Source organism: Natrinema hispanicum, assembly GCF_900111485.1.
In the GTDB taxonomy this organism is placed as follows: Archaea; Halobacteriota; Halobacteria; order Halobacteriales; family Natrialbaceae; genus Natrinema; species Natrinema hispanicum_A.
Genome location: NZ_FOIC01000002.1, coordinates 1 through 17,963, shown reverse-complemented (window position 1 = coordinate 17,963; position 17,963 = coordinate 1). Strand labels below are relative to the sequence as shown.

At 59.6% G+C, this 17,963-nt stretch carries 23 protein-coding genes; 11 read left to right on the top strand and 12 right to left on the bottom strand.

Features of this window, described 5'->3' with window-relative positions:
• Positions 1-5 precede the first annotated feature (5 nt).
• Together BSG09_RS01845 and BSG09_RS01840 are read left to right on the top strand one after the other, a co-directional pair.
• A complete protein-coding gene (locus tag BSG09_RS01845) occupies positions 6-935 on the top strand; it encodes a permease (protein WP_092929521.1) in 930 nt (309 codons plus the stop codon).
• Positions 936-1,260: 325 nt separating this feature from the next.
• Complete coding sequence (locus BSG09_RS01840) at positions 1,261-1,638, top strand: ArsR/SmtB family transcription factor (RefSeq protein ID WP_092929519.1); 378 nt, start codon at positions 1,261-1,263, stop codon at positions 1,636-1,638.
• Positions 1,639-1,712: 74 nt separating this feature from the next.
• On the opposite strand, the gene BSG09_RS01835 is transcribed toward BSG09_RS01840, so the two are convergent.
• Both BSG09_RS01835 and BSG09_RS01830 read right to left on the bottom strand, forming a co-directional pair.
• The gene (locus BSG09_RS01835) at positions 1,713-3,086 is read right to left on the bottom strand and encodes an arylsulfotransferase family protein (protein ID WP_092929517.1); all 1,374 of its coding nucleotides are present in this window, start codon (positions 3,084-3,086) and stop codon (positions 1,713-1,715) included.
• A gap of 57 nt (positions 3,087-3,143) precedes the next feature.
• Positions 3,144-3,830 (bottom strand): VOC family protein, encoded by a 687-nt coding sequence (locus tag BSG09_RS01830; RefSeq protein ID WP_092929515.1) that lies wholly within the window; start codon positions 3,828-3,830, stop codon positions 3,144-3,146.
• Positions 3,831-3,976: 146 nt separating this feature from the next.
• On the opposite strand from BSG09_RS01830, the gene BSG09_RS01825 reads away from it, so the two are divergent.
• Genes BSG09_RS01825 through BSG09_RS01810 form a run of 4 tightly spaced genes read left to right on the top strand, consistent with a single transcriptional unit; the run spans position 3,977 to position 5,949 of the window.
• Positions 3,977-4,261, top strand: a complete 285-nt coding sequence (locus BSG09_RS01825; RefSeq protein ID WP_092929513.1) for a hypothetical protein — start codon at positions 3,977-3,979, stop codon at positions 4,259-4,261.
• A gap of 2 nt (positions 4,262-4,263) precedes the next feature.
• Positions 4,264-5,133, top strand: coding sequence for an FAD:protein FMN transferase (locus BSG09_RS01820; protein ID WP_092929511.1), 870 nt, complete (start codon positions 4,264-4,266; stop codon positions 5,131-5,133).
• Complete coding sequence (locus BSG09_RS01815; RefSeq protein ID WP_092929509.1) at positions 5,117-5,404, top strand: thrombospondin type 3 repeat-containing protein; 288 nt, start codon at positions 5,117-5,119, stop codon at positions 5,402-5,404. The genes BSG09_RS01820 and BSG09_RS01815 overlap by 17 nt, the downstream gene beginning before the upstream one ends.
• Positions 5,404-5,949 carry a hypothetical protein gene (locus BSG09_RS01810; RefSeq protein WP_092929507.1) on the top strand — a complete coding sequence of 182 codons (546 nt, stop codon included), beginning with the start codon at positions 5,404-5,406 and terminating at the stop codon, positions 5,947-5,949. The genes BSG09_RS01815 and BSG09_RS01810 overlap by 1 nt, the downstream gene beginning before the upstream one ends.
• A 1-nt stretch (position 5,950) precedes the next feature.
• Here the strand turns inward: BSG09_RS01810 and BSG09_RS01805 are convergent, their stop codons facing one another.
• On the bottom strand, positions 5,951-6,490 hold the full coding sequence (locus BSG09_RS01805; protein ID WP_092929505.1) for a winged helix-turn-helix transcriptional regulator: 540 nt from the start codon (positions 6,488-6,490) through the stop codon (positions 5,951-5,953).
• A gap of 2 nt (positions 6,491-6,492) precedes the next feature.
• Positions 6,493-6,822, bottom strand: a complete 330-nt coding sequence (locus BSG09_RS01800; RefSeq protein WP_092929503.1) for a hypothetical protein — start codon at positions 6,820-6,822, stop codon at positions 6,493-6,495.
• 166 nt (positions 6,823-6,988) lie between these two features.
• Here BSG09_RS01800 and BSG09_RS01795 point away from each other — a divergent pair, with 166 nt between their 5' ends.
• Entirely contained in the window at positions 6,989-7,672 is a 684-nt protein-coding gene (locus tag BSG09_RS01795) for a hypothetical protein (RefSeq protein WP_092929501.1), read from the top strand.
• A 69-nt stretch (positions 7,673-7,741) separates the two neighbouring features.
• On the top strand, positions 7,742-8,164 hold the full coding sequence (locus tag BSG09_RS01790) for an MPN domain-containing protein (protein WP_092929499.1): 423 nt from the start codon (positions 7,742-7,744) through the stop codon (positions 8,162-8,164).
• Positions 8,165-8,535: 371 nt separating this feature from the next.
• On the opposite strand, the gene BSG09_RS01785 is transcribed toward BSG09_RS01790, so the two are convergent.
• On the bottom strand, positions 8,536-8,745 hold the full coding sequence (locus BSG09_RS01785) for a ribbon-helix-helix domain-containing protein (protein WP_092929497.1): 210 nt from the start codon (positions 8,743-8,745) through the stop codon (positions 8,536-8,538).
• A 174-nt stretch (positions 8,746-8,919) separates the two neighbouring features.
• Between BSG09_RS01785 and BSG09_RS01780 the strand changes: the two genes are divergently transcribed.
• Positions 8,920-9,249, top strand: a complete 330-nt coding sequence (locus BSG09_RS01780; protein WP_092929495.1) for a DUF5789 family protein — start codon at positions 8,920-8,922, stop codon at positions 9,247-9,249.
• Between the two features lie 74 nt (positions 9,250-9,323).
• Here the strand turns inward: BSG09_RS01780 and aglJ are convergent, their stop codons facing one another.
• The 6 genes from aglJ to aglF all read right to left on the bottom strand — a co-directional run bounded on the left by aglJ (position 9,324) and on the right by aglF (position 14,417).
• Positions 9,324-10,331 (bottom strand): S-layer glycoprotein N-glycosyltransferase AglJ, encoded by a 1,008-nt coding sequence (aglJ, locus tag BSG09_RS01775; protein ID WP_092929493.1) that lies wholly within the window; start codon positions 10,329-10,331, stop codon positions 9,324-9,326.
• A 102-nt stretch (positions 10,332-10,433) separates the two neighbouring features.
• Complete coding sequence (locus BSG09_RS21235) at positions 10,434-10,883, bottom strand: polysaccharide biosynthesis C-terminal domain-containing protein (protein WP_223174670.1); 450 nt, start codon at positions 10,881-10,883, stop codon at positions 10,434-10,436.
• On the bottom strand, positions 10,861-11,889 hold the full coding sequence (locus BSG09_RS01770) for an oligosaccharide flippase family protein (protein ID WP_223174671.1): 1,029 nt from the start codon (positions 11,887-11,889) through the stop codon (positions 10,861-10,863). Before BSG09_RS01770 ends, BSG09_RS21235 begins: the two co-directional genes overlap by 23 nt.
• A 209-nt stretch (positions 11,890-12,098) precedes the next feature.
• A complete protein-coding gene (aglM, locus tag BSG09_RS01765; protein WP_092929491.1) occupies positions 12,099-13,388 on the bottom strand; it encodes a UDP-glucose 6-dehydrogenase AglM in 1,290 nt (429 codons plus the stop codon).
• 65 nt (positions 13,389-13,453) lie between these two features.
• Complete coding sequence (locus tag BSG09_RS21230; RefSeq protein WP_092929489.1) at positions 13,454-13,639, bottom strand: HVO_A0556 family zinc finger protein; 186 nt, start codon at positions 13,637-13,639, stop codon at positions 13,454-13,456.
• A 46-nt stretch (positions 13,640-13,685) separates the two neighbouring features.
• Entirely contained in the window at positions 13,686-14,417 is a 732-nt protein-coding gene (gene aglF / locus BSG09_RS01755) for a UTP--glucose-1-phosphate uridylyltransferase AglF (RefSeq protein WP_092929487.1), read from the bottom strand.
• A 319-nt stretch (positions 14,418-14,736) separates the two neighbouring features.
• Between aglF and BSG09_RS01750 the strand changes: the two genes are divergently transcribed.
• Positions 14,737-16,191: a lipopolysaccharide biosynthesis protein gene (locus BSG09_RS01750; protein WP_092929486.1), complete on the top strand. Its 1,455-nt coding sequence runs from the start codon at positions 14,737-14,739 to the stop codon at positions 16,189-16,191.
• Here the strand turns inward: BSG09_RS01750 and BSG09_RS01745 are convergent.
• Positions 16,182-17,324: a glycosyltransferase family 4 protein gene (locus tag BSG09_RS01745; RefSeq protein WP_092929484.1), complete on the bottom strand. Its 1,143-nt coding sequence runs from the start codon at positions 17,322-17,324 to the stop codon at positions 16,182-16,184. The two genes, BSG09_RS01750 and BSG09_RS01745, sit on opposite strands and share 10 nt — an antisense overlap.
• 362 nt (positions 17,325-17,686) lie before the next feature.
• Here BSG09_RS01745 and BSG09_RS01740 point away from each other — a divergent pair.
• A partial coding sequence (locus tag BSG09_RS01740; protein WP_139246178.1) for a helix-turn-helix domain-containing protein occupies positions 17,687-17,963 on the top strand: 277 nt, incomplete at its 3' end.

Below are 17,963 nucleotides of genomic sequence, written 5' to 3'. Positions count from 1 at the left end.
AAACCATGGTTTTTCAACAGATTGCCACGTACGTAGTCGAGGCTCTCGGGCTCACGGGGTCGCTGAGAGCGGCGGCTCATTTCTGGATCTACGACACGCTGAAGATCCTCTCGATACTCGTCGTCGTGATTTTCGGTGTGACGTATCTTCGAACGTATTTTCCACCGGAGAAGATCAGAGACTATCTCGAGGGGAAGCGAGCAATAACCGGATACGCACTCGCTGCGTTGCTCGGAATCGTCTCCCCGTTTTGCTCCTGTTCGACGATTCCGATATTCCTCGGAATGGTCGGTGCGGGAATCCCGTTCGGGATCACGATCACGTTTCTCGCCGTCTCGCCAATGATCAACGAGGCTGCGCTCGTCGTGCTGCCGGGTGTCGTCGGGTTCAAACTGACAGCTCTGTATGCGGTGAGTGGGATCGTAATCGGGATGTCCAGCGGCTACACCCTCAATAAACTGGGCTTCGACAGATACATCGAGGAGTTCAATTTCGGCGACTCGGATGTCGAAATCGATGAGCCCACCCGGAAAGAACGTGCCAGAGAGGCCTACGTCGAGGCAAAAGACATCATCGTCGAAATCGTTCCATACGTTATCGTCGGCGTCGGTGCGGGTGCAGTTATCCACGGATACCTGCCCGGCGAACTGGTGACACAGTACTTGTCGGGACCGCTCGGCGTCTTCGGCGCGGTCGCCGTCGGTGTCCCAATGTATACCGACATCCTCGGCGTCATACCGGTCGTCGAATCGCTGATCGGGAAAGGGCTGCCAGTTGGAACGGGTCTGGCGTTCATGATGTCGGTCGCCGCACTCTCGTTCCCGCAGTTCATGATCCTGAATAAAGTGATGAAAAAGGAACTGATCGCGGCATATGCGACCACACTAGCGGCAGGTATCTTGACTATTGGATTGCTCTTCAATCTACTACTCTAGATTCGCAGTCGGCTGTTCACAGTGAACCGCTCGGGGTCAAGCCCCGAGGCACTCAGCCTGCCCGCCTGTAGAATAAAGCGATTCATCCGAGATTGCATCCGGTAGTTCGTTCCGAGATCGCCATCTCGTATCGGGAATTACTGAATTGAAAAGACAACGTTCAATACTGGAATGAGAAACATTCGGCCCGTATACCCCTATCTGATCGAAACCTTTAGTATTAAAACGGCCTTTATCGATATGTATGGCTAATTCGTTGTTCGGCAAGATTGCGGCTGCATTCGCCGGCGCAGGATCGACTAACGATGGAGAGCAATAAGCAACGATGAGTGACTCAGTGCCCGAATCGACACGGCAGACGCTGGACCGACTCTACGAGGACCCCGAAAACCGACTGACGTCGCTGTTCGAACTCGCACCGGACGACGAACAGGTGGACGCACAGCTTGGCGTGTTCAAAGCGCTGGCGAACGAACACCGGATCCGAATCCTCGAGGCGCTCAAAGAAGGCGAACTGTGTGCATGTGAGTTACAGGTTGTCCTCGACGCGCCCCAGTCGACGGTGGCGAGTCATCTGCGAGAGCTCAAAGACGCGGGACTGGTCAAGACGCGACGCCAAGGCAAGTGGACCTACTATCGGATCGGTGACACTGCTGCACTCCAGTTGCTCGAGATCGCACACGCACTCGCAGCGGGTACATAACGCTCCCATCCGGACTCGAGGCACCAGTCGTCGGCTCGGCGGACCGCTTCTTGCAACTGGTGAAAGACGGACGGCTATTTCTCTTTGTACACGGGCCAGCGAATCCGGATTCCCCGTGCGCGAAGCGCCCATCTGAGTTCGACACACCCCCAGAGGAGCGCCGTCGCGAGGCCGACGGTCACCGGTCCGAGAGCGGACAGCCCCAGCCACGACGGGCTGGCGTAGACGACGAACGTGACGACGTGAGACGGAACGACCGACCGAACCCGATCGACGATCGGATCGAAGACGCCGAGATCGACGTTTTGCCGACCTCCGTCGTCAGCGCCGCTCGTCCGCGACTCGAGGCCGAGCGCCGCTGCGCTCTGTCCGCCGGTGCTCTCGTCGCCGGTCTCGAGTCGTTCGGCGTCGTAAGGATGTGGTGTCTCGAGTTGCCAGACGATGTCGCCACTTTGGTTGACCTCGAGGACGCGCTCGCCACCAGTATCGGTGATGAGCGTGTTCCCGGTTGGCAGCCGGTCGGCGTCGCGGGGCCACTGCAGCCGGTCGTCGGACCAGACCCAGCTCCGGTTCCAGGCTCCGTTTTCGCGCTGGAACTCCTGGACGCGGCCGTTTTCGGAGTCCGCGACGACGACGGCGGGACCGCCGCGTGCTTCGGGAATGTAGTCCGGGTTGTGTTGCTCGTTTAGAATCGAATACTCGTTTTCTGCTCCAAGCGTCCAGTCCGCTGCCAGTCCGGTCTCGGGATCGATGAAGACGACCTGATCTTGGTTGCGGAGGCTGGCCATCACGCGCCCGTCTGCGAGGACCTCGACGTCGTTGAGGTGGACCCAGTTGCCGGGGTAGGAGCCACCGCCCTCGACGGGGTAGTCGTGCTGGGCATCCCAGGTCCACTCGATCATCTCGGATTGGGTGTCGACCATGAACACCTGATCGGCGGCGATGTCGGCGACGACGATGTGTTGGTCGTCGATCCGGTCGGCGTCGTGCCACTCGCCGGCGGTCTCTCGATAAACGTACTGGGCGTAGACCTCGGTCACCTCGCCCGTCGAGAGGTTCGCCCGTTCGATGACGTTGCGCGCACAGGGCGGGTCCTGACAGCGGGGACTGTCGGCATACAGCGTGTCCGTCGCGGCGTACTCGACGGTCATCGACTCGTTTTCGACGGGATCGACGTCGTAGTACTTCGTGTGGGTATCGTTCGCGTAGATGCGACTTCCGTTGGGCGCGTACGCGAGGATATTACCGGCCCGTCCCGACTGCGTGATGACGGTGTGGGTATCGGCTGGGGGCGCATCGGCGGGTGCAGCCGTCCGTTCGCTCGCGGACTCGCCAGCTGCGTTGAAGATAATTCCCGCAGCGCACGCGATGAGTATCGTGAGGAAAACGATCCGAACGTGGTTTCGAGTGAGTCGGTCAGTTGCTGCCGCGACTGTCGATCGAACCATTCGTGTTTCGCCGTCTATCGCCCTTCCACGAGGACGGTAATAGGGCTGCGGGCACGTTCACGGTGCGAGGAACGTCAGGACGTGACCGTCCGGATCGCGAGCGACGATCTCGTCGTCGGTCTCCCGATCGACTGTCTGGACGCGATCACGAACTGCCTCGAGTGCCGCCCTCGGTTGGTCCGTCTCGAAACCGAGGTCGACGTGGACGCCGCCGCGGGCGTCGGCAAGTCCCAAGTGGGGTTCCCAGAGTTCCAGCGCCATCGGCCCGTGGAGTCGTATCCGGGTTCGGTCGTCGCCCTCGTCGACGGTTTCGAAGCCCAGTTCCTCGTAGAAGTCTCGCGCGCGGTCGATATATTCGACTTCGAGGACGACCTCGAAGATGCCGTCGATCCCCGGGCCGGCGACGTCCTGCTGGCCGAGTTCGACGCAGTTGCCGTCCGGGTCGTACAGGTACAGCGACCGCGCGGGACCGAACTGTGCCTCCTCGAGATCGTGGGTCTCGGAGAGGCGGTCCCACCACTCGTCGTACTCGTCGTCGGGGATCGCGAACGCGTAGTGAGTGTGGAGGCCACCTCGAGGGAGTCCACTCGGCCGGCGGAGCACGAGATCGGTCTCGCCGGCCGTCGCAACTATTTCATCGTCCCCGCGCTTGCGGACGGACAGTCCCAGCCGTTCTTCGTAAAACGCCCGCGCCGGCTCGAGATATTTGACCTCGAGTGCCAGCCAGGAAAGCCCTGTTAGCATGACGCAGGTTACTCGAAGGAGGGATAAAGAACCGTCGGCGGTCTGCGACCGGTGTCGGCGCTGCCGGACGATTCGACGGTTGGACGAACATTCGACCGATGGACGCGAAACGATAGATAAGGCCGTGAGCTAGCTGCACCTGTCCAATGAGAATCCCAGTTCCGACGAACAGACTCGTTTCGCTCACGCTCGCCGGCGCGGTGCTAACTAGCGTCGTCGCGCTCGCGCTGGCAGCCCCCGGACTCGGCGTCGACTCGCTGACCGATAGTGAGAACCCGGCGGTCGCAAGCGACGCGCCAGCACCGAACGAAGACTTCACGCCGGCGGTCGGGACGCAAGGCGGTGGTGAACACGAGGACGACGAGTACGAAGAACATGAAGAGGAGTATGAGGAGCACGAAGAATACGAAGAGGAATACGAGGAAGACTGACGATGAGTCTGGCAGACACTCTCAGCGCCGCCCGGGCGCGACTCGGTGGCGCCAGACTCGAGTTTCGGTGCTGTGACACCGACTTCTCGATCCAAACGAGCGGCTACCGTGCCGAGAGCGTTGCCGAACGCGCGCGAAACACCGCGCTATCGCTCGAGGCCGAACTCGACGCGTTCGATCCAGACAGCGCGGTCGCGCGTCTCAACCGGACAGGACGCGTCGAGAACGAACACGTCGCCCGACTGGTTCGACGCGGCCTTGAGTACGGGGAGCGCACCGACGGCGTCTTCGACATTCGGTATGGAGCGGTCGAACACGATCTGAAGGCGTACCTCCGCGGCGACCGCGAGACGGTGTCGGCGACGTTCGAGACTGGGTCGGTACGCGTCGACGGCGACCGCGTCGTCACCGAAACGGAACTCGACCTCAATGGTCTCGCGAAAGGCTACATCGTCGACCGCGCAGCCGTTGCGGTGTCGGGACCGGGCCGGCGTGGTTTCGTCAGCGGCGGTGGCGATATGTCGCCGCCGACCGGGCCGATTGCCGTCGAAAGTCCTTACGGGGATTCGCGGCCGCTCAAAGTCCTCGAGACTGACTGGAACGTCGCCACCTCCGGTGGCTATCGCCGGGAGCGCGACGGCGTCGATCACGTCTACGATCCGACGAGCGAGCGACTCGGCGCGCGCCACGAGTCGGTCACCGTAGTCGCCAACCGCGACTGCATGGAAGCCGACGCGCTCGCGACGACGCTCGCTGCACTACCGCTTTCGGGTGCGCTCGAGAGTGCGGAGGCGTGGCCGGGCCTCGAGGCGTTCGTGGTCCACGACGGCGTCTTTCGGACGACGGAGGGATTCGATGAGCACGTCGCATAGCGGGACGATCACAGTCGTCGCTGTTGTGTTACTTATCGCAACGGTGCCGGTGCTGTGGGGGATCGCAGACGTTCGCGAGGCGCAGGCGGTCGACCGCAAGCAGGCGGATCTCGTCGACTCAACGGTGCCGACGCGACAGGCACCGAACGATTACGACGGTGACGGGGTTCGTGACAACGCAGATCAGTGCCCGACGCGACCGGAGACAACGAACGGCTTTCAGGACGGCGACGGCTGTCCGGACGTCGTCGAGACCACGGGGGCCTCGTGATGGAGCTCATCTGGTATCTCGACCGTGGTGCGGCGCTGGTCGCTTATCCCGCGCTGTATCTGGCGGTCCTGACGGGGATTCTCTACACCGCGCGGTCGTTCGGCCCGCTCTACCGACTCGCCCGGCGGACCCACATCGAGGTGTCAGTGTTCGCGATGCTCGTGACGCTCCTCCACGGCGTCCTCGGCGTTCTCGACACTTGGTTCATCGTCACCGGATCGGTCCCCCAGCCCGCCTACTCGACGACGTACCTGATCGCCGGCGTCGTGGTCGGCGCCGGGGCGCTGCAGGTACTCATCGTCGCAGTCCTCACCTTTCTCGACGCACAGCGGTTCGACCGTCCCTGGGGACCGCGCGTCGTCCACGCGTTCGCCTACGGCGGCTTTGTGTTTGCGACCATCCATGCTGCTGCTATCGGGACCGATGTCGCAGGGCTGATCCGCCCGGTCTTCGGCCCGGCGATCGCGTTCCTCGGCTACGTCCTGCTGTTGCGCCTGCTGGTGGCCAGCGGGCGGCTGTCGACACCTGCGACCGCGAAGCAATAGGTCAGTAGCTATCCCAGAGGTCGAACAGCCGGTCGACGACCCGATCGGTGAACGTCCGTCGATGGACGGTATAGAGATACTGCACGCGCTCCGGGTCGCGCAATTCGTATTCGACGCTCCGGCCCTGTCGCTCCTTGGTCACAAGATCCGCCTCCTCGAGTTTCGAGAGGTGCCACGACACTGTCGATGGCGAGCGCTCGAGGCGATCACTCAACGCGGCGGTCGAGAGCGCACCCTCGACGACGAGGTGGGCGATGATTCGACGGGCGTACTCGCGTCGGAGCGCGTTCATGACCGCCTGATCGATTTCGTCGAATTCCTCTGCCGGATAGTATCGCGTGTACTTGCCGTCGTCCGACTCCTCGAGTAGTCCCTGATCTTCCAGCCAGCGGAGATGATACTGCAGCGTCCCCTGTGCGTACTCGAGGCCGTCGAGGAGAGCGCGAAAATGAGTCCCTGGACTGTCGCGGACGTGCTGATAGATCGTTCGCCGCGATTGGAGTTCCAGTTCTGGTTCATCGCCCGGGTCGGAGTCCGTCATGGTCACTCCCGGGTCAGCGCGACGAAGAACGCGAGCAGTCCCACGAGAATGAGCGCTGCCACGCTGTGTTCCAACAACTCGACGGTCCGAACAGTGAGATACGGCAGGAGATAGTACTCAAGGAAGACGACGAATCCGTAGATCGCGAACATGAGATAGCCGACGGCGACGACGGCCATGCGCCGGTCGCGTTCTCGTCGCCACGCCAGCGCGCTGAGTACCGCTAGCGCCCCACCGAGAACGAAGATCCCGAAACTGATCGTCTGCTCGAGTTGTTGGGCGAGCGTCAGCGCAACGACTGTTGCGACGATGTCCGGAATCAGTGCTGGCATTCGATATAGCTCGACCGAGGTGTCGGCAGAGAAAAAGGATTGTCGTCCAACCGTCGAATCCCGTCGTCGAGACGTTCAGCGTCGCATCGGCGGCTTGTGGTATCGCTGCCGGCCGGCTGCCACTCTGCGACGTGATTTTATGAGTGCTGCGTCCATACACAGGGGTATGTCCTTTCGCGTTGACGAGCGTGCGACCGATTTCCGTGAGATCGATCGGTTCGAGGGTGGTGTCGGCTGGCTCGCCCATCCCGACGAACGAATGCAACGCGCCAGCCACGCCCTCGCAGTCGACGGCGAGGTATGGGTGATCGATCCGGTCGACGCTGCGGGGATCGACGAGTTGTTCGCCGAGTTCGGCGACGTGGCTGGCGTCGTCGTCACGCTCGATCGGCACAAACGCGACGCCGCCACCATCGCGAAGCGGCATCGCGTGCCGGTCTACCTCCCCGAGTTCTTCGATGGCGTGACTGGCGATATTGACACTGCGGTCGCCCGCTTCAGTGACGAACTTTCGGACACTGGAATCCGTGCACACACCGTCGTCGATAGCCGCTTCTGGCAGGAAGTCGCCCTCTACAATCCAGCCGACGGCACACTCGTCGTCCCTGAAACGGTCGGGACCGTCGACTACTTTCTGGCTGGTGATGAGCGACTCGGCGTGCATCCGATGTTGCGACTGAACCCGCCACGAGCGGCGTTTCGCGGCATCAGGCCCGAACGCGTCCTCGTCGGTCACGGTGCCGGCGTGCTCGAGGGTGCTGCGCGTGCGCTCGAGGACGCGTTCGCCAGTTCCCGTCGGCGAGCGCCCCGGCTGTACGTCGAGACGGCTTGGGACATGCTGCCGATGTGAAACGTACTGGCGAAGCGCTCTACCTGCTGGAGGGCATACCTCTAACTACTTCCCACCCAAAGGTGGCCTGTGGTCTACGTCACTCGTGCGCTCATTGACGTCTTGCTGGACCTGGCCAGCGATGCCGATCCCGACGACGTGACGACGGGCGTCTCGGTTACCCTAGCCGGCGAACTCGAGGGTGCGGACCGCCTCGATCCCGAGACACCGGTCTTTACGGATTTCTTCCTCCCCGATCCCGGCAACTCCGTCAACGCCGTCTTCGGTGTCGATCTCTCGACACCCGCTCGGCAGGCCCAAGGCCGGTTCGTCTCCCATCCGGTCGGCGAACTCGAGGTAACGCGACAGGACGACCTTGCCGAGGTCGTCTTCGTCGCCGTCCCACCCTGGCAAACCGACGACCGGTCGTTCGCCGCGTTCGACCGCAGCGGCGAGCGCCACCCCCTCGAGATCATCGACGCCTCGCCGCCGAACCAGTCGCTGACGGACTAGCGTAGCGCTGCTGGTTCCGTGGAGTGCTACACACTGATTCGCGCTCGAAAAAAGCGGCCCTGTGATACGGACTCCTGTCAGTCAGTGCCGGTGGGATCGCGACCCGCACTGCGGTCCCACCGGGACATCGGGACAGCAGACCGTATGAGTCACCCGGTCGGAACTGGAAACTCGTCGTCCCCAATGATCCGATCGATGATGCCGCCGGGGCTCCGGTCACGTCCATCGTCGTCATCGCCGTCGGATGGAAAGTCCGGAATGTGGGGCATGTCTCTCCCCCGTCTGTGGATACGATCTCGAGGCCGAAAAGGGCTGTTCCCCCTTTCGTGGCTGTTCGGCAGCGACCGGCTAAAGGGGCGTTCGAGCCGGTTTCACTCGAGATACCCAAGGCCACGGAGCTGTTCGGTAATCTCTTCGAACTGGGCTTCGGTGAGCTCGCCTTCCTTCTGGTGCTGGATGACGATACTGCGCAGCAGGAATCGAACGAGGTCGCTCGTGCTCTGAAAACTCGTCCCTTCGATGGTCTCCTCGACGCGATCGGCGAGATCCTTCGGGATCGACACCGTGGTGTAGTCGGTCATACACTAGAGTCCGTCGCAGGGCCCAAATGCGTGTCGACAGCGGTGGATAATACGTTGCCGTCGCCGGGATCGTCTCCCCTGTCGGCGGCGGTCGGACACAGTCAGCGGTCAGTGACGGTCGTCGACTGTCTCCACAGACATTTTTGTATTCGGCTCCGTAGCAAGAGGTAAGGCATGGGAGTCCGGCCACCATCGAGCGGAGACGACGAGAACCCCGACAGTATCGAGTTCGGCATCGCTGCCGTCGACGCTCACCTCAAGGACGCGGCGCTGTCCTTTCCGGCCACGAAAGACGACATCAGAGCCGAACTCGGCCACGAACACATCCCCTATGACGTCCACGGGAACGACGTTGCACTCGGTGAGATACTCGACGACGTCCCGACAGACCGCTTCGACTCCCGTCAGGAGCTGCTGAACGAGCTTCACGAGCCGTTCGAGGAGTACCGACGGAACCGCTCGGGCAGCGTCGTCTCGCAGTTTCGGTCGCTGCTACCGTTTTGATCGCGCAGTCGCCTCGAGTTTGCTGTTTCCAGCCGTAGTAGCGGCCCAGCCGATCGCGGAGCCGAAGAATGGTTTTACTTGTCGCGCTCGTCTCGAGCGATCCGCTCCAAGCGACGGCGCTGCTCGCGATGAAGCGTGACGAGCATATCCGAGAGGACGCCAAACATGAGTAACTGGACGCCGAGGATGATCGCGGCCGCCGAGACCACTGCCAGAACCTCGTGGCTTCGTGTGTACTGAATCCACTCCCAGAGGACGTACACTGCAATGAGGGCACCGGAGGCAATGCCGCCGACGCCGAGGCTGCCGAAGTAGAACAGGGGATTGTTCGTCTTGGCCAGCGAGTACAGCGCGAGCAAGATCGTCCCGCCGTCTTTGACCGGATGCAGGTTGGTCTCTGATTCGTCGGGTCGAGCGTGGTAACTCACCGGGACGACCGTCGTGTTAATCCCGTGTTTGACGCATTCGACGGCGAGTTCGGTTTCGATCGTAAAGCCGTCCGAATCGAGTGACAGCTGTCGGAACGAGTCGACAGTAAATGCTCGGTACCCCGAGAGGATGTCCTGGTAGTTGGCCCCGTGGACGAACGCGAACGCGCGGTTGATCATCCGGTTCCCGAAGCCGTTCAACGCCCGCATCGCGTCGTCGTCCATGTCGGCAAACCGGTTGCCGATTACATGGTCGTACCCGTGCGCGAGCGGCTCGATCATCTTGTCGGCGTCGGCCGGATCGTAGGTCCCATCGCCGTCGAGCATCAATACGTAGGGGACCGTCACGTACTCGAGTGCCTCACGGACCGCCTGGCCCTTGCCGCTGCCCGACTGGACCAGTACCTCCGCGCCGTGATCGCGGGCGATCTCGCGGGTGTCGTCCTCGGAGTCGCCGTCGATCACGACGACGTTCGTATACCCTTCCGCATAGAAGCCCTCGATCACGTCGCCGATCGTGGCCGCCTCCTCGAGCGTCGGAATGAGTACGCAGACCTCCTCCGGCGAGATTTCGCGCGTCTGCTCGGTCACGGCGACGACGTCGCCACCGTCCGAGCGGGGACTCGAGGCCGCGCGAACCGCGTCGTCTTCCATTGGGCATTACTCCCCCACCGAACCGCAAAAGGCTACTGATTGATCAGTGGCCGGTCGTTCTCGAAGATAGTTGGCACTGAGTGACGATCACGATATCCCGAATTATTCCGCAGTGAACGTATCCAGTACGCTCGGAAGCTGATCCGGAGTGTTGGCGATCACTGTCGTGCGGAACTGTTGGGAAATCGTGAATAAAATGAGGAAATACATCGCTGCGCCGAACGCAGTGAGTGAGACGACAATGAAGGCGTTGTGGGTTACATCAAGGCTCTCGAGAAGGTATCGACCACCGCCGACGAGCCCAGCTATCGACAGTGCAGCGATAATCTGGCGGGAGAGTTCTCCAGTTGGGACCGCAAAGGTGACCAATTGCCGAAGCGAGTAGTACGAGAGTCCCAACCCGACACACGCGGACGTGACGGTTGCAATCGCTGCACCGATCCAGCCGATCCAGAAAACGAGGACGACGTTCAGAACAGCGTTCGTGACGATGAACACGATGTTAACGCGGAATGCGACATCAGGGCGATCAAGCGCGTTCAACGCGTTCATCAGCTGTTTCTGATACCCAATACACGAGCGACGCAAGGATCAAGAGTCCGAGGACAGCAGCACCCTGTGTGAATTCGTCGCCATAGATGCGGAGCAGTCGATCGGCGAGCACGATGCCGCCGAAAAGCCCCGGAATGACGATGAGGCCACCATAGGTGAGCGAATCGGTGATCAACCCTGCGACCCGGTCGTGCTCCGCTGACGCGTCCGCGTGACTCAGTTCGGGGAATAGCGTGGAACTCACCGCACTGTCGAATAGCGTCAGGAACGTGGCGAGACTCCACGCGACAGAATAGACACCCACGAGCGCAGAGGGGACGAGCGCACCAAGGACGACGATGTCGACATCGTTGAACGAGCGGGATTTGAGTCCGCTGAGCCACGAGAACTTCGCGAAGTCGAACAGACTCCGGAAGTGGCGTCGACTCGGCCGTATCATGTCGATCGAAAGGAAGGCTGCTCCCACGAAGACGGCGAGTATGGCACCGATCGCGTGCCCGAGGAGCATCCCGCTCAGTCCGAATCCAGTTAGTACAAGTCCGATCTGGAACGCGCTCCGAAAGCCGGTTTGGACCGGCATGAGAAACCCAGAGATATGGACGTGCCGCTCGCCTTTCAGCCCCGCGTTGACGACCGACGAGGCGAGGCGAATCAGCAACAGGAGTGCCACGAATAGCGCGACCTGTGTCCCGACATAGGCGTTCACGACACCTCTGAGCGCAAGTACCCCACTCGAGAGCACGAGTCCGAGCGCCGCGACGACGATCATGCCAGCGGTGAAATGTGCCGCCGGTTCTTCGCCCTCGCTGATCCGTTTGACGATCGCCGAGGAAATACCCAATTGGCCGCCGAGCGCAAGCCATCCGACGATCGCGAGAACAAGTGCGTAGTGCCCAAGGACCGCGGCTCCGAGCGTCCGCGCGAAATACAGCGTCGCGACGAACCCGAGCGCTGAACCGACGAGTTTGGAGGCGAAGACGACGAACGACGTTTGACCGATTCTCATGAGGTACGTGTTCGAGTAGGGCGACTGGCGAGTCGATCTCGTGCCGAGCCTGTTCGCTGAACAGCGAAATACCTCGTAATGGATATGTTTTGTGAATGTGTGTCGTTCTATCGGGTGAAAAATTAGATATTGAAAGAAAGTAAGGGGAATTTGACTATTGGGCTATTGGATTTCCCAGAGCGAACCTCATTCGTGGCCCAGCCGTTTCGCTACCAGGTCAGCCCCTCGTAGACCTCGAGGGCGTCTTCGTCGACGTCGATCCGGCGACCGTCGACCAGCACTTTGTGGGCCATGTTCTCAAACGAGAGGTCGTCAAACTCGGGCCAGCCGGTTGCGACAACAGCGCCGTCTGCGTTCTCGAGTGCACGTTCGGCCGACTCGGCGTACTCGAGTTCGGGATAGTTAGGTCGGACGTTCTCGATTGCAACCGGATCGTAGGCAACGACGTCTGCACCACGATTCTGGAGGGTATTGATCACGTCTAGCGCGCGGGATTTCCGTATGTCGTCGGTGCCGGGCTTGAACGACAGCCCGAGGACAGCAATGCGGGCTCCCTCGAGAGCGACGTGGTCTTCGAGCAGGTCGACGAGCCGTCGTGGCTGTTCGTCGTTGACCGCGACGGTCGCATCGAGCAGTTCCGGTTCGTATCCCTGTTCGCGTGCGCCGGCCCGCAGGGCGTTGACGTCCTTCGGGAAACAGGAGCCACCCCAGCCCAGTCCCGAACGCATGAACCGTTCGGAGATTCGGTCGTCGAGGCCGACCGCCTCGAGCACCTCGTAGGCGTCCGCGCCGTACTCTTTGGCGATATTACCCAGTTCGTTGACCAACGAGACTTTCGACGCGAGGAAGGCGTTGTTCGCGTACTTGATGAGTTCGGCCTCGCGGATGCCCGTCTCGACGAGGGCCGTCTCTGCTCGATCGAGGATCGGTGCATAGAGATCGCGGAGGGTAGCGGCTGCATCGTCACTCGCCGTACCGAGAACGACCTTATCGGGCTCAAGGAAATCCTGAACTGCGGTTCCCATCCGGAGGAATTCGGGGTTCATGGCGACCTCGAGGCCATCACCAATCGGCGTGTCGGATTCGGTCTCGAGGATGGGTGCGACGACCTCTTCAGTCGTGCCGGGGAGGACCGTGCTCTTGACGACTACGAGGTGATCGTCATCTTTGTCTGCAAGAGCACGGCCGAGCGATTCCGCACCGGCTTGCATAATCGCGAGGTCGAGACTGCCGTCGTCCGCCTGGGGTGTGGGGAGACAGAGGAACGTGACGTCGGTTTCGCAGACCGCATCGTACTCCGTCGTCGCGCGCAGGTTCGTGCCCGCATGGGTTGCGATCCGTTCCTCGAGGCCCGACTCGTGGATCGGTGCCTCGCCGGCGTTGATGGCGTCGACGATGTCCTCGTCGATCTCGATGTTCGTCACGTCGTGGCCCAGATCCGCGAGACAGGCGGCGACGGTCGTCCCGACGTAGCCGCTGCCGACGATAGAGACGTTCATGTGTCTCAAATGGTGAGAGGGTTGATTAGTCGTTTATGGATCGAGTAAGCAAGACCATTGCTGGATTATAACCCCAGAGTGTCGTTCCACACCTGTGCGTTAGGAGTTCCACAAGACACACAGACAACCGCCTCGTTACCTTTGTACTGGTCTCGAACCAGATTGCCGTCATCACAAAAAGAACAAGCAGTTTCTTCGAGTATCTCCAAAAGTTTCACCGACTGGTCAATTTGGGAATGCGAAGATTGCATCGGTCAAATTAATGTAATCATTGTATGATGAATCAGTTATATATTTCTATTCTGGTTGAACTGGAGCGAGTTCTGCTAAGCGCTCTTCAGCGCGGTCTCGGTCTTCGGGATACCCAACGTCGATCCGCCAGCCGTCCATGCGGATCGCGTCGATCGTCCGCCCGGACTGGATGAGCAGATCGATCGCATCCGGCAGCTCGTACTCGCCGCGGTCGGAGGGCTGGACGAGATGGCACGCGTGGAAAATCTCGGGCGTGAACGTATAGAAGCCGGTCATGACGAGATTAGACGGTGGATCGTCCGGCTTCTCGGTTACTTCGACGATCTCGCCGTACTCGTTCGTGTCAAGAACGCCGTATCTCGAGGCTTCCTCGTAGGGGACTTCCTCGACGAGGAACGCGGCGTCGGCCCGTTCTTCCTGCTGGCGGTTGATCACGTCCCCGAGATTTGCTCGGAAGACGTTGTCCCCCAGCATGAGCATGAAGTCGTCATCGATATGCGGTTCCGCCTGGAGGATCGCGTGGGCGAGCCCGAGCTGTTCGCGCTGGTGGGCGTAGGTAATCGGGACGCCCTCGTATTCGTCGCCGTAGCGTTCGATGATCTTCTCTTTCATGTAGCCGACGACGAGGACGAACTCGGTCGCACCGACCTCGATTAGGTTATCCATGACGTCCTCGAGGAGTGGTTTGTCGTCGACCTCCACGAGGACCTTGGGTTTGTCTTCGGTGAGCGGCCGGAGGCGGGTTCCTTTGCCCGCGGCCAGTACGACTGCTTGCATACTATTGTTCGCTCTATTCAAAAAGTATATGTCTTTGGGAATAGCTTACAACTTTAGTGAGTAGCTCCGAACGTTAGAGGTGGTTATTCCAACAAATGATACACTGCTTGCCACGCCAGATGTGTTTGCGGCCAGACTGGCTGCTTTTCGTTGAATCCCAGACTTTCACTCAAACAGCAAACCGTTAGCAGGAGTTCTTCTCTCAGCGAATGATATCGACATGTAGAATCAGTATCTGCCTGTCTGTATGATTGTCAATAACCCTAGTTCACATGAAGTGTTTCTCATACGGATGAAATAAATTTGTGAATATAGTAATATGAAATCTCCAGCCAATGTAGACTTTATCCGCGAGTCAATCATTACCTTCTTGTCCGACTCATTGGACAAGATTGCTGCCTTTATCGCCTTTGTATACTTTGCAAACTACTTCACCACTGATGCATTTGGCACCGCCTACACGGTCATTGGAATCAGCATGATGGCTGGCAGCGCACCGAAGGCAATCGCTGATGCGATTTCGAAACGCATCAGTGAAGATACACGCACCTACGATCCGTATTTCACTCTCGGGGTTGCGTCAATCATCGCCTTCGTGCTGTTCGCAGCGGCCGTGGTTACTGTGGTGATAAAACTTGTCGAAAGCCGATTCGAGGTCCTCGCACTTGCGGGACTCGTCCACCTTGGTACGCGACCATTTCTGTTCCACGTTGAGCGGGTATACGACGGCGTCGGAATGACCGGCGCGGCCGCCAGTCTTGATTTCGTCGACGGCGTACTGACTGCTCTCCTCCGTTTTGTCCTCATTCTTGGACTCGGGTTTGGCCCATCTGGACTCCTCTATAGCGGTGCGCTATCGGCAGCTATGGTCGGGACTGTCGCTTACTACCTCCAATTCGGGATGCCGACAGCGTTACCGACACGCGACACGGTTGCCGATATCAAAACGTTCGCTGGGTGGTCGTTGGTTGGCCGCGTGAGCATCGAAGCCTTTCACAACTGGCCGACTGTTCTCGCAGGTGTATTTGTTTCCCCAACACTGGCGTCATGGATACGGTCGGCACAAACGCTGTCGATGCCTGGCGATCTCCCCGGCCGAAGTGTTGTCAAATCGATCTTCGTCCAGGTGAGTGGCGACCTCGAGCGCGGGGCAGTCGACGTGACACCGATCCAGACTGGGATCGATATTGCAAGTATCTTCGGCATTCCGCTGATTGCCGGTGCGGTTATCCTCGGCGATTCGTTGATGCCGTTGGTATTCGGTGCCGGCTACGAAAACGCCGGCTATGTCCTTGTGGCCGTTGCAGCAGCACGCGTCTTCGACCAACAGGCACGCATCCTTATCAGCACGCTCAACGGAGCCGATCACCCCGACGCAACGGCCAAGACCAACATCGCACATGCAATCGGAGCGGGGATTGTTTTTATGATCGTGATGATTCTCGGCGGCCGACTCGCATTCCTATTAGTACTCATCGCTGCATACGCCAGCTGGATGGCCACTGCCTACTGGTTCGTTGATCAACGCGTTGTGGATGTGGATCGTCTCTCGTGGCGGTTTGTCCTTGAGCAAGCACTGGCCGCTATGGTGATGACGGGCGCCGTTGCCGGTGTATCTGCTTACGTCGGCGCTTCGTCCTGGTTGATCACAGCTTTCCTCATTGGTATTGGTGGAATTGTCTACGCAGCTGTGCTATTGACTGCAAGCCGCCGGGGTCGCCGAATCGCAAAAACAGTCTACGGTCGATTTCGCCCGACTCAGACTCAGGCGTGATTGAGGCCCGTTTGCTCCTTCCAATATTGATCTGCAATGATCTGGTCCCAGCGTGTGATGACCGTTTTCCAGTCGTGTTCGCACGCCCACTCGACAGCATTGACCTTGAGTTCCGACTTCAATTCACGGTCTGAAAGCAGTTCCCTAATCGATTCACTGACTGACTCTGGCGTAGGCTCACAGAGGTGTCCCGTTTCTCCATCGTTGATCGCAGTCGGAATACCGCCGATATTCGACCCGATAACCGGCGTTCCGGCCGCATTTGCTTCGAGGTAGACAAGTCCAAATGACTCAACATCACCTTCGATAAATTCCGCTGGCATGACAAAGAGGTCAGCGAGCGCATAATAGGCACGAAGCTGATCTTCTGGAACCTTCCCGAGGAAATGGACCTGATCTGCGACGCCCTCGCGCCGGGCGATTGCCTCGAAATCGGATGCGTCCCCCGGTCCAACGACAAGATACTCGACATCGTCCTCAAGTCGCGTAAGCGCCCGGATCACGTGCTGTTGGCCTTTGCGTGGGGTAAGCCGACTCACGGTAAGGATCACAGGCTTGTCCTCGTCGTATGGCCATTCAACACAGCCGGTATCCGGATCGTGGAATGACTCGAAATCAACACCATTCGGAATGAGTGTAATGTCTGCCTTGGCGACACCAAGGTCGACGAGCCGATTTTCCGTCCACTCACTGATCGCCACGAAGTGTGTGATCGTCAAAAAACTCAATCTAAGATATAATGCATGGAGCTGTCTGCCGTTTATATATAACTCGCTGCCGTGCGCGTGCGAAATAACAGGCCGACCAAAGAGACGGGCTGGCGCTGCAAGGAAAGCGTATTCTGGTCGTGCATAGTAAACGACATCGACCTTGAGCGAGAGCCAACAGACGAGTATCAATTGCGTCAGTAACCCACGAATGCCAGTCAGTGGGTGTCGATAGACTACCCCATCATACTGGTCGTCCCAACTGGTGTCGTCAGCCGGCGGAGCGAGCACAGTCACGTTGTGTGAACTGTCGGCTGCCAGATGTGCAGCAACTCGCTGAACACCGCCGGTTTCTGGCGGGAACAGATGGCTTACCAACAGGATTCGAAGTCTCTCACTGTCAGTTGATGGTGACTTTTCATGCATGAGTATGTACTCGGGCCACCAACATATCTATATTTCTGAAACAGGAACCGGGAGAACTGTTGCCGTAGCGACCGACCCCTTCTCTTAGCACGACAGCGTAGCCATTCCCGAAGCCTGTTCCCTGCCACGTTCGCGGGCTCGCGGTTTTTGACAATGGTTACGTTACTTCGTCGGTCTTGTCGATCTCAAGTTGTGCTTCGGTCGCTCGGAGGACAGCGTCTTGTTCATCCCCTCAAGCAGGACTGTGATCGACTAACTCGTCAATTGCATCTTTTGGCACCGTCAAACTGAATCGGATCTTCTTAGTGTAGCTTCAAGCGTGAGCGTATAACGATATATTCTCTGAACGCGTATCTCACAGAATGGGAGCGAAGAAGTATATCGTTGATCTCAGCGACGAAGACCGCAAGACGCTCGAACAGTTCACGTCCACTGGTGAACAGAGAGCACAAGAGAACACACGCGCACGCATCCTTCTGAAAGCTGACGACGGGCTCACTGATGCGACAATCAGTGAGCACGTCGGCTGTCATCCCCAAACTGTCCACAACACGCGCAAAGACTACACTGAACGAGGGCTCGCGGCGATTCATCGCCGCAAGCCCGATCGGGAGTACGAACGCAAACTTGATGGCAACG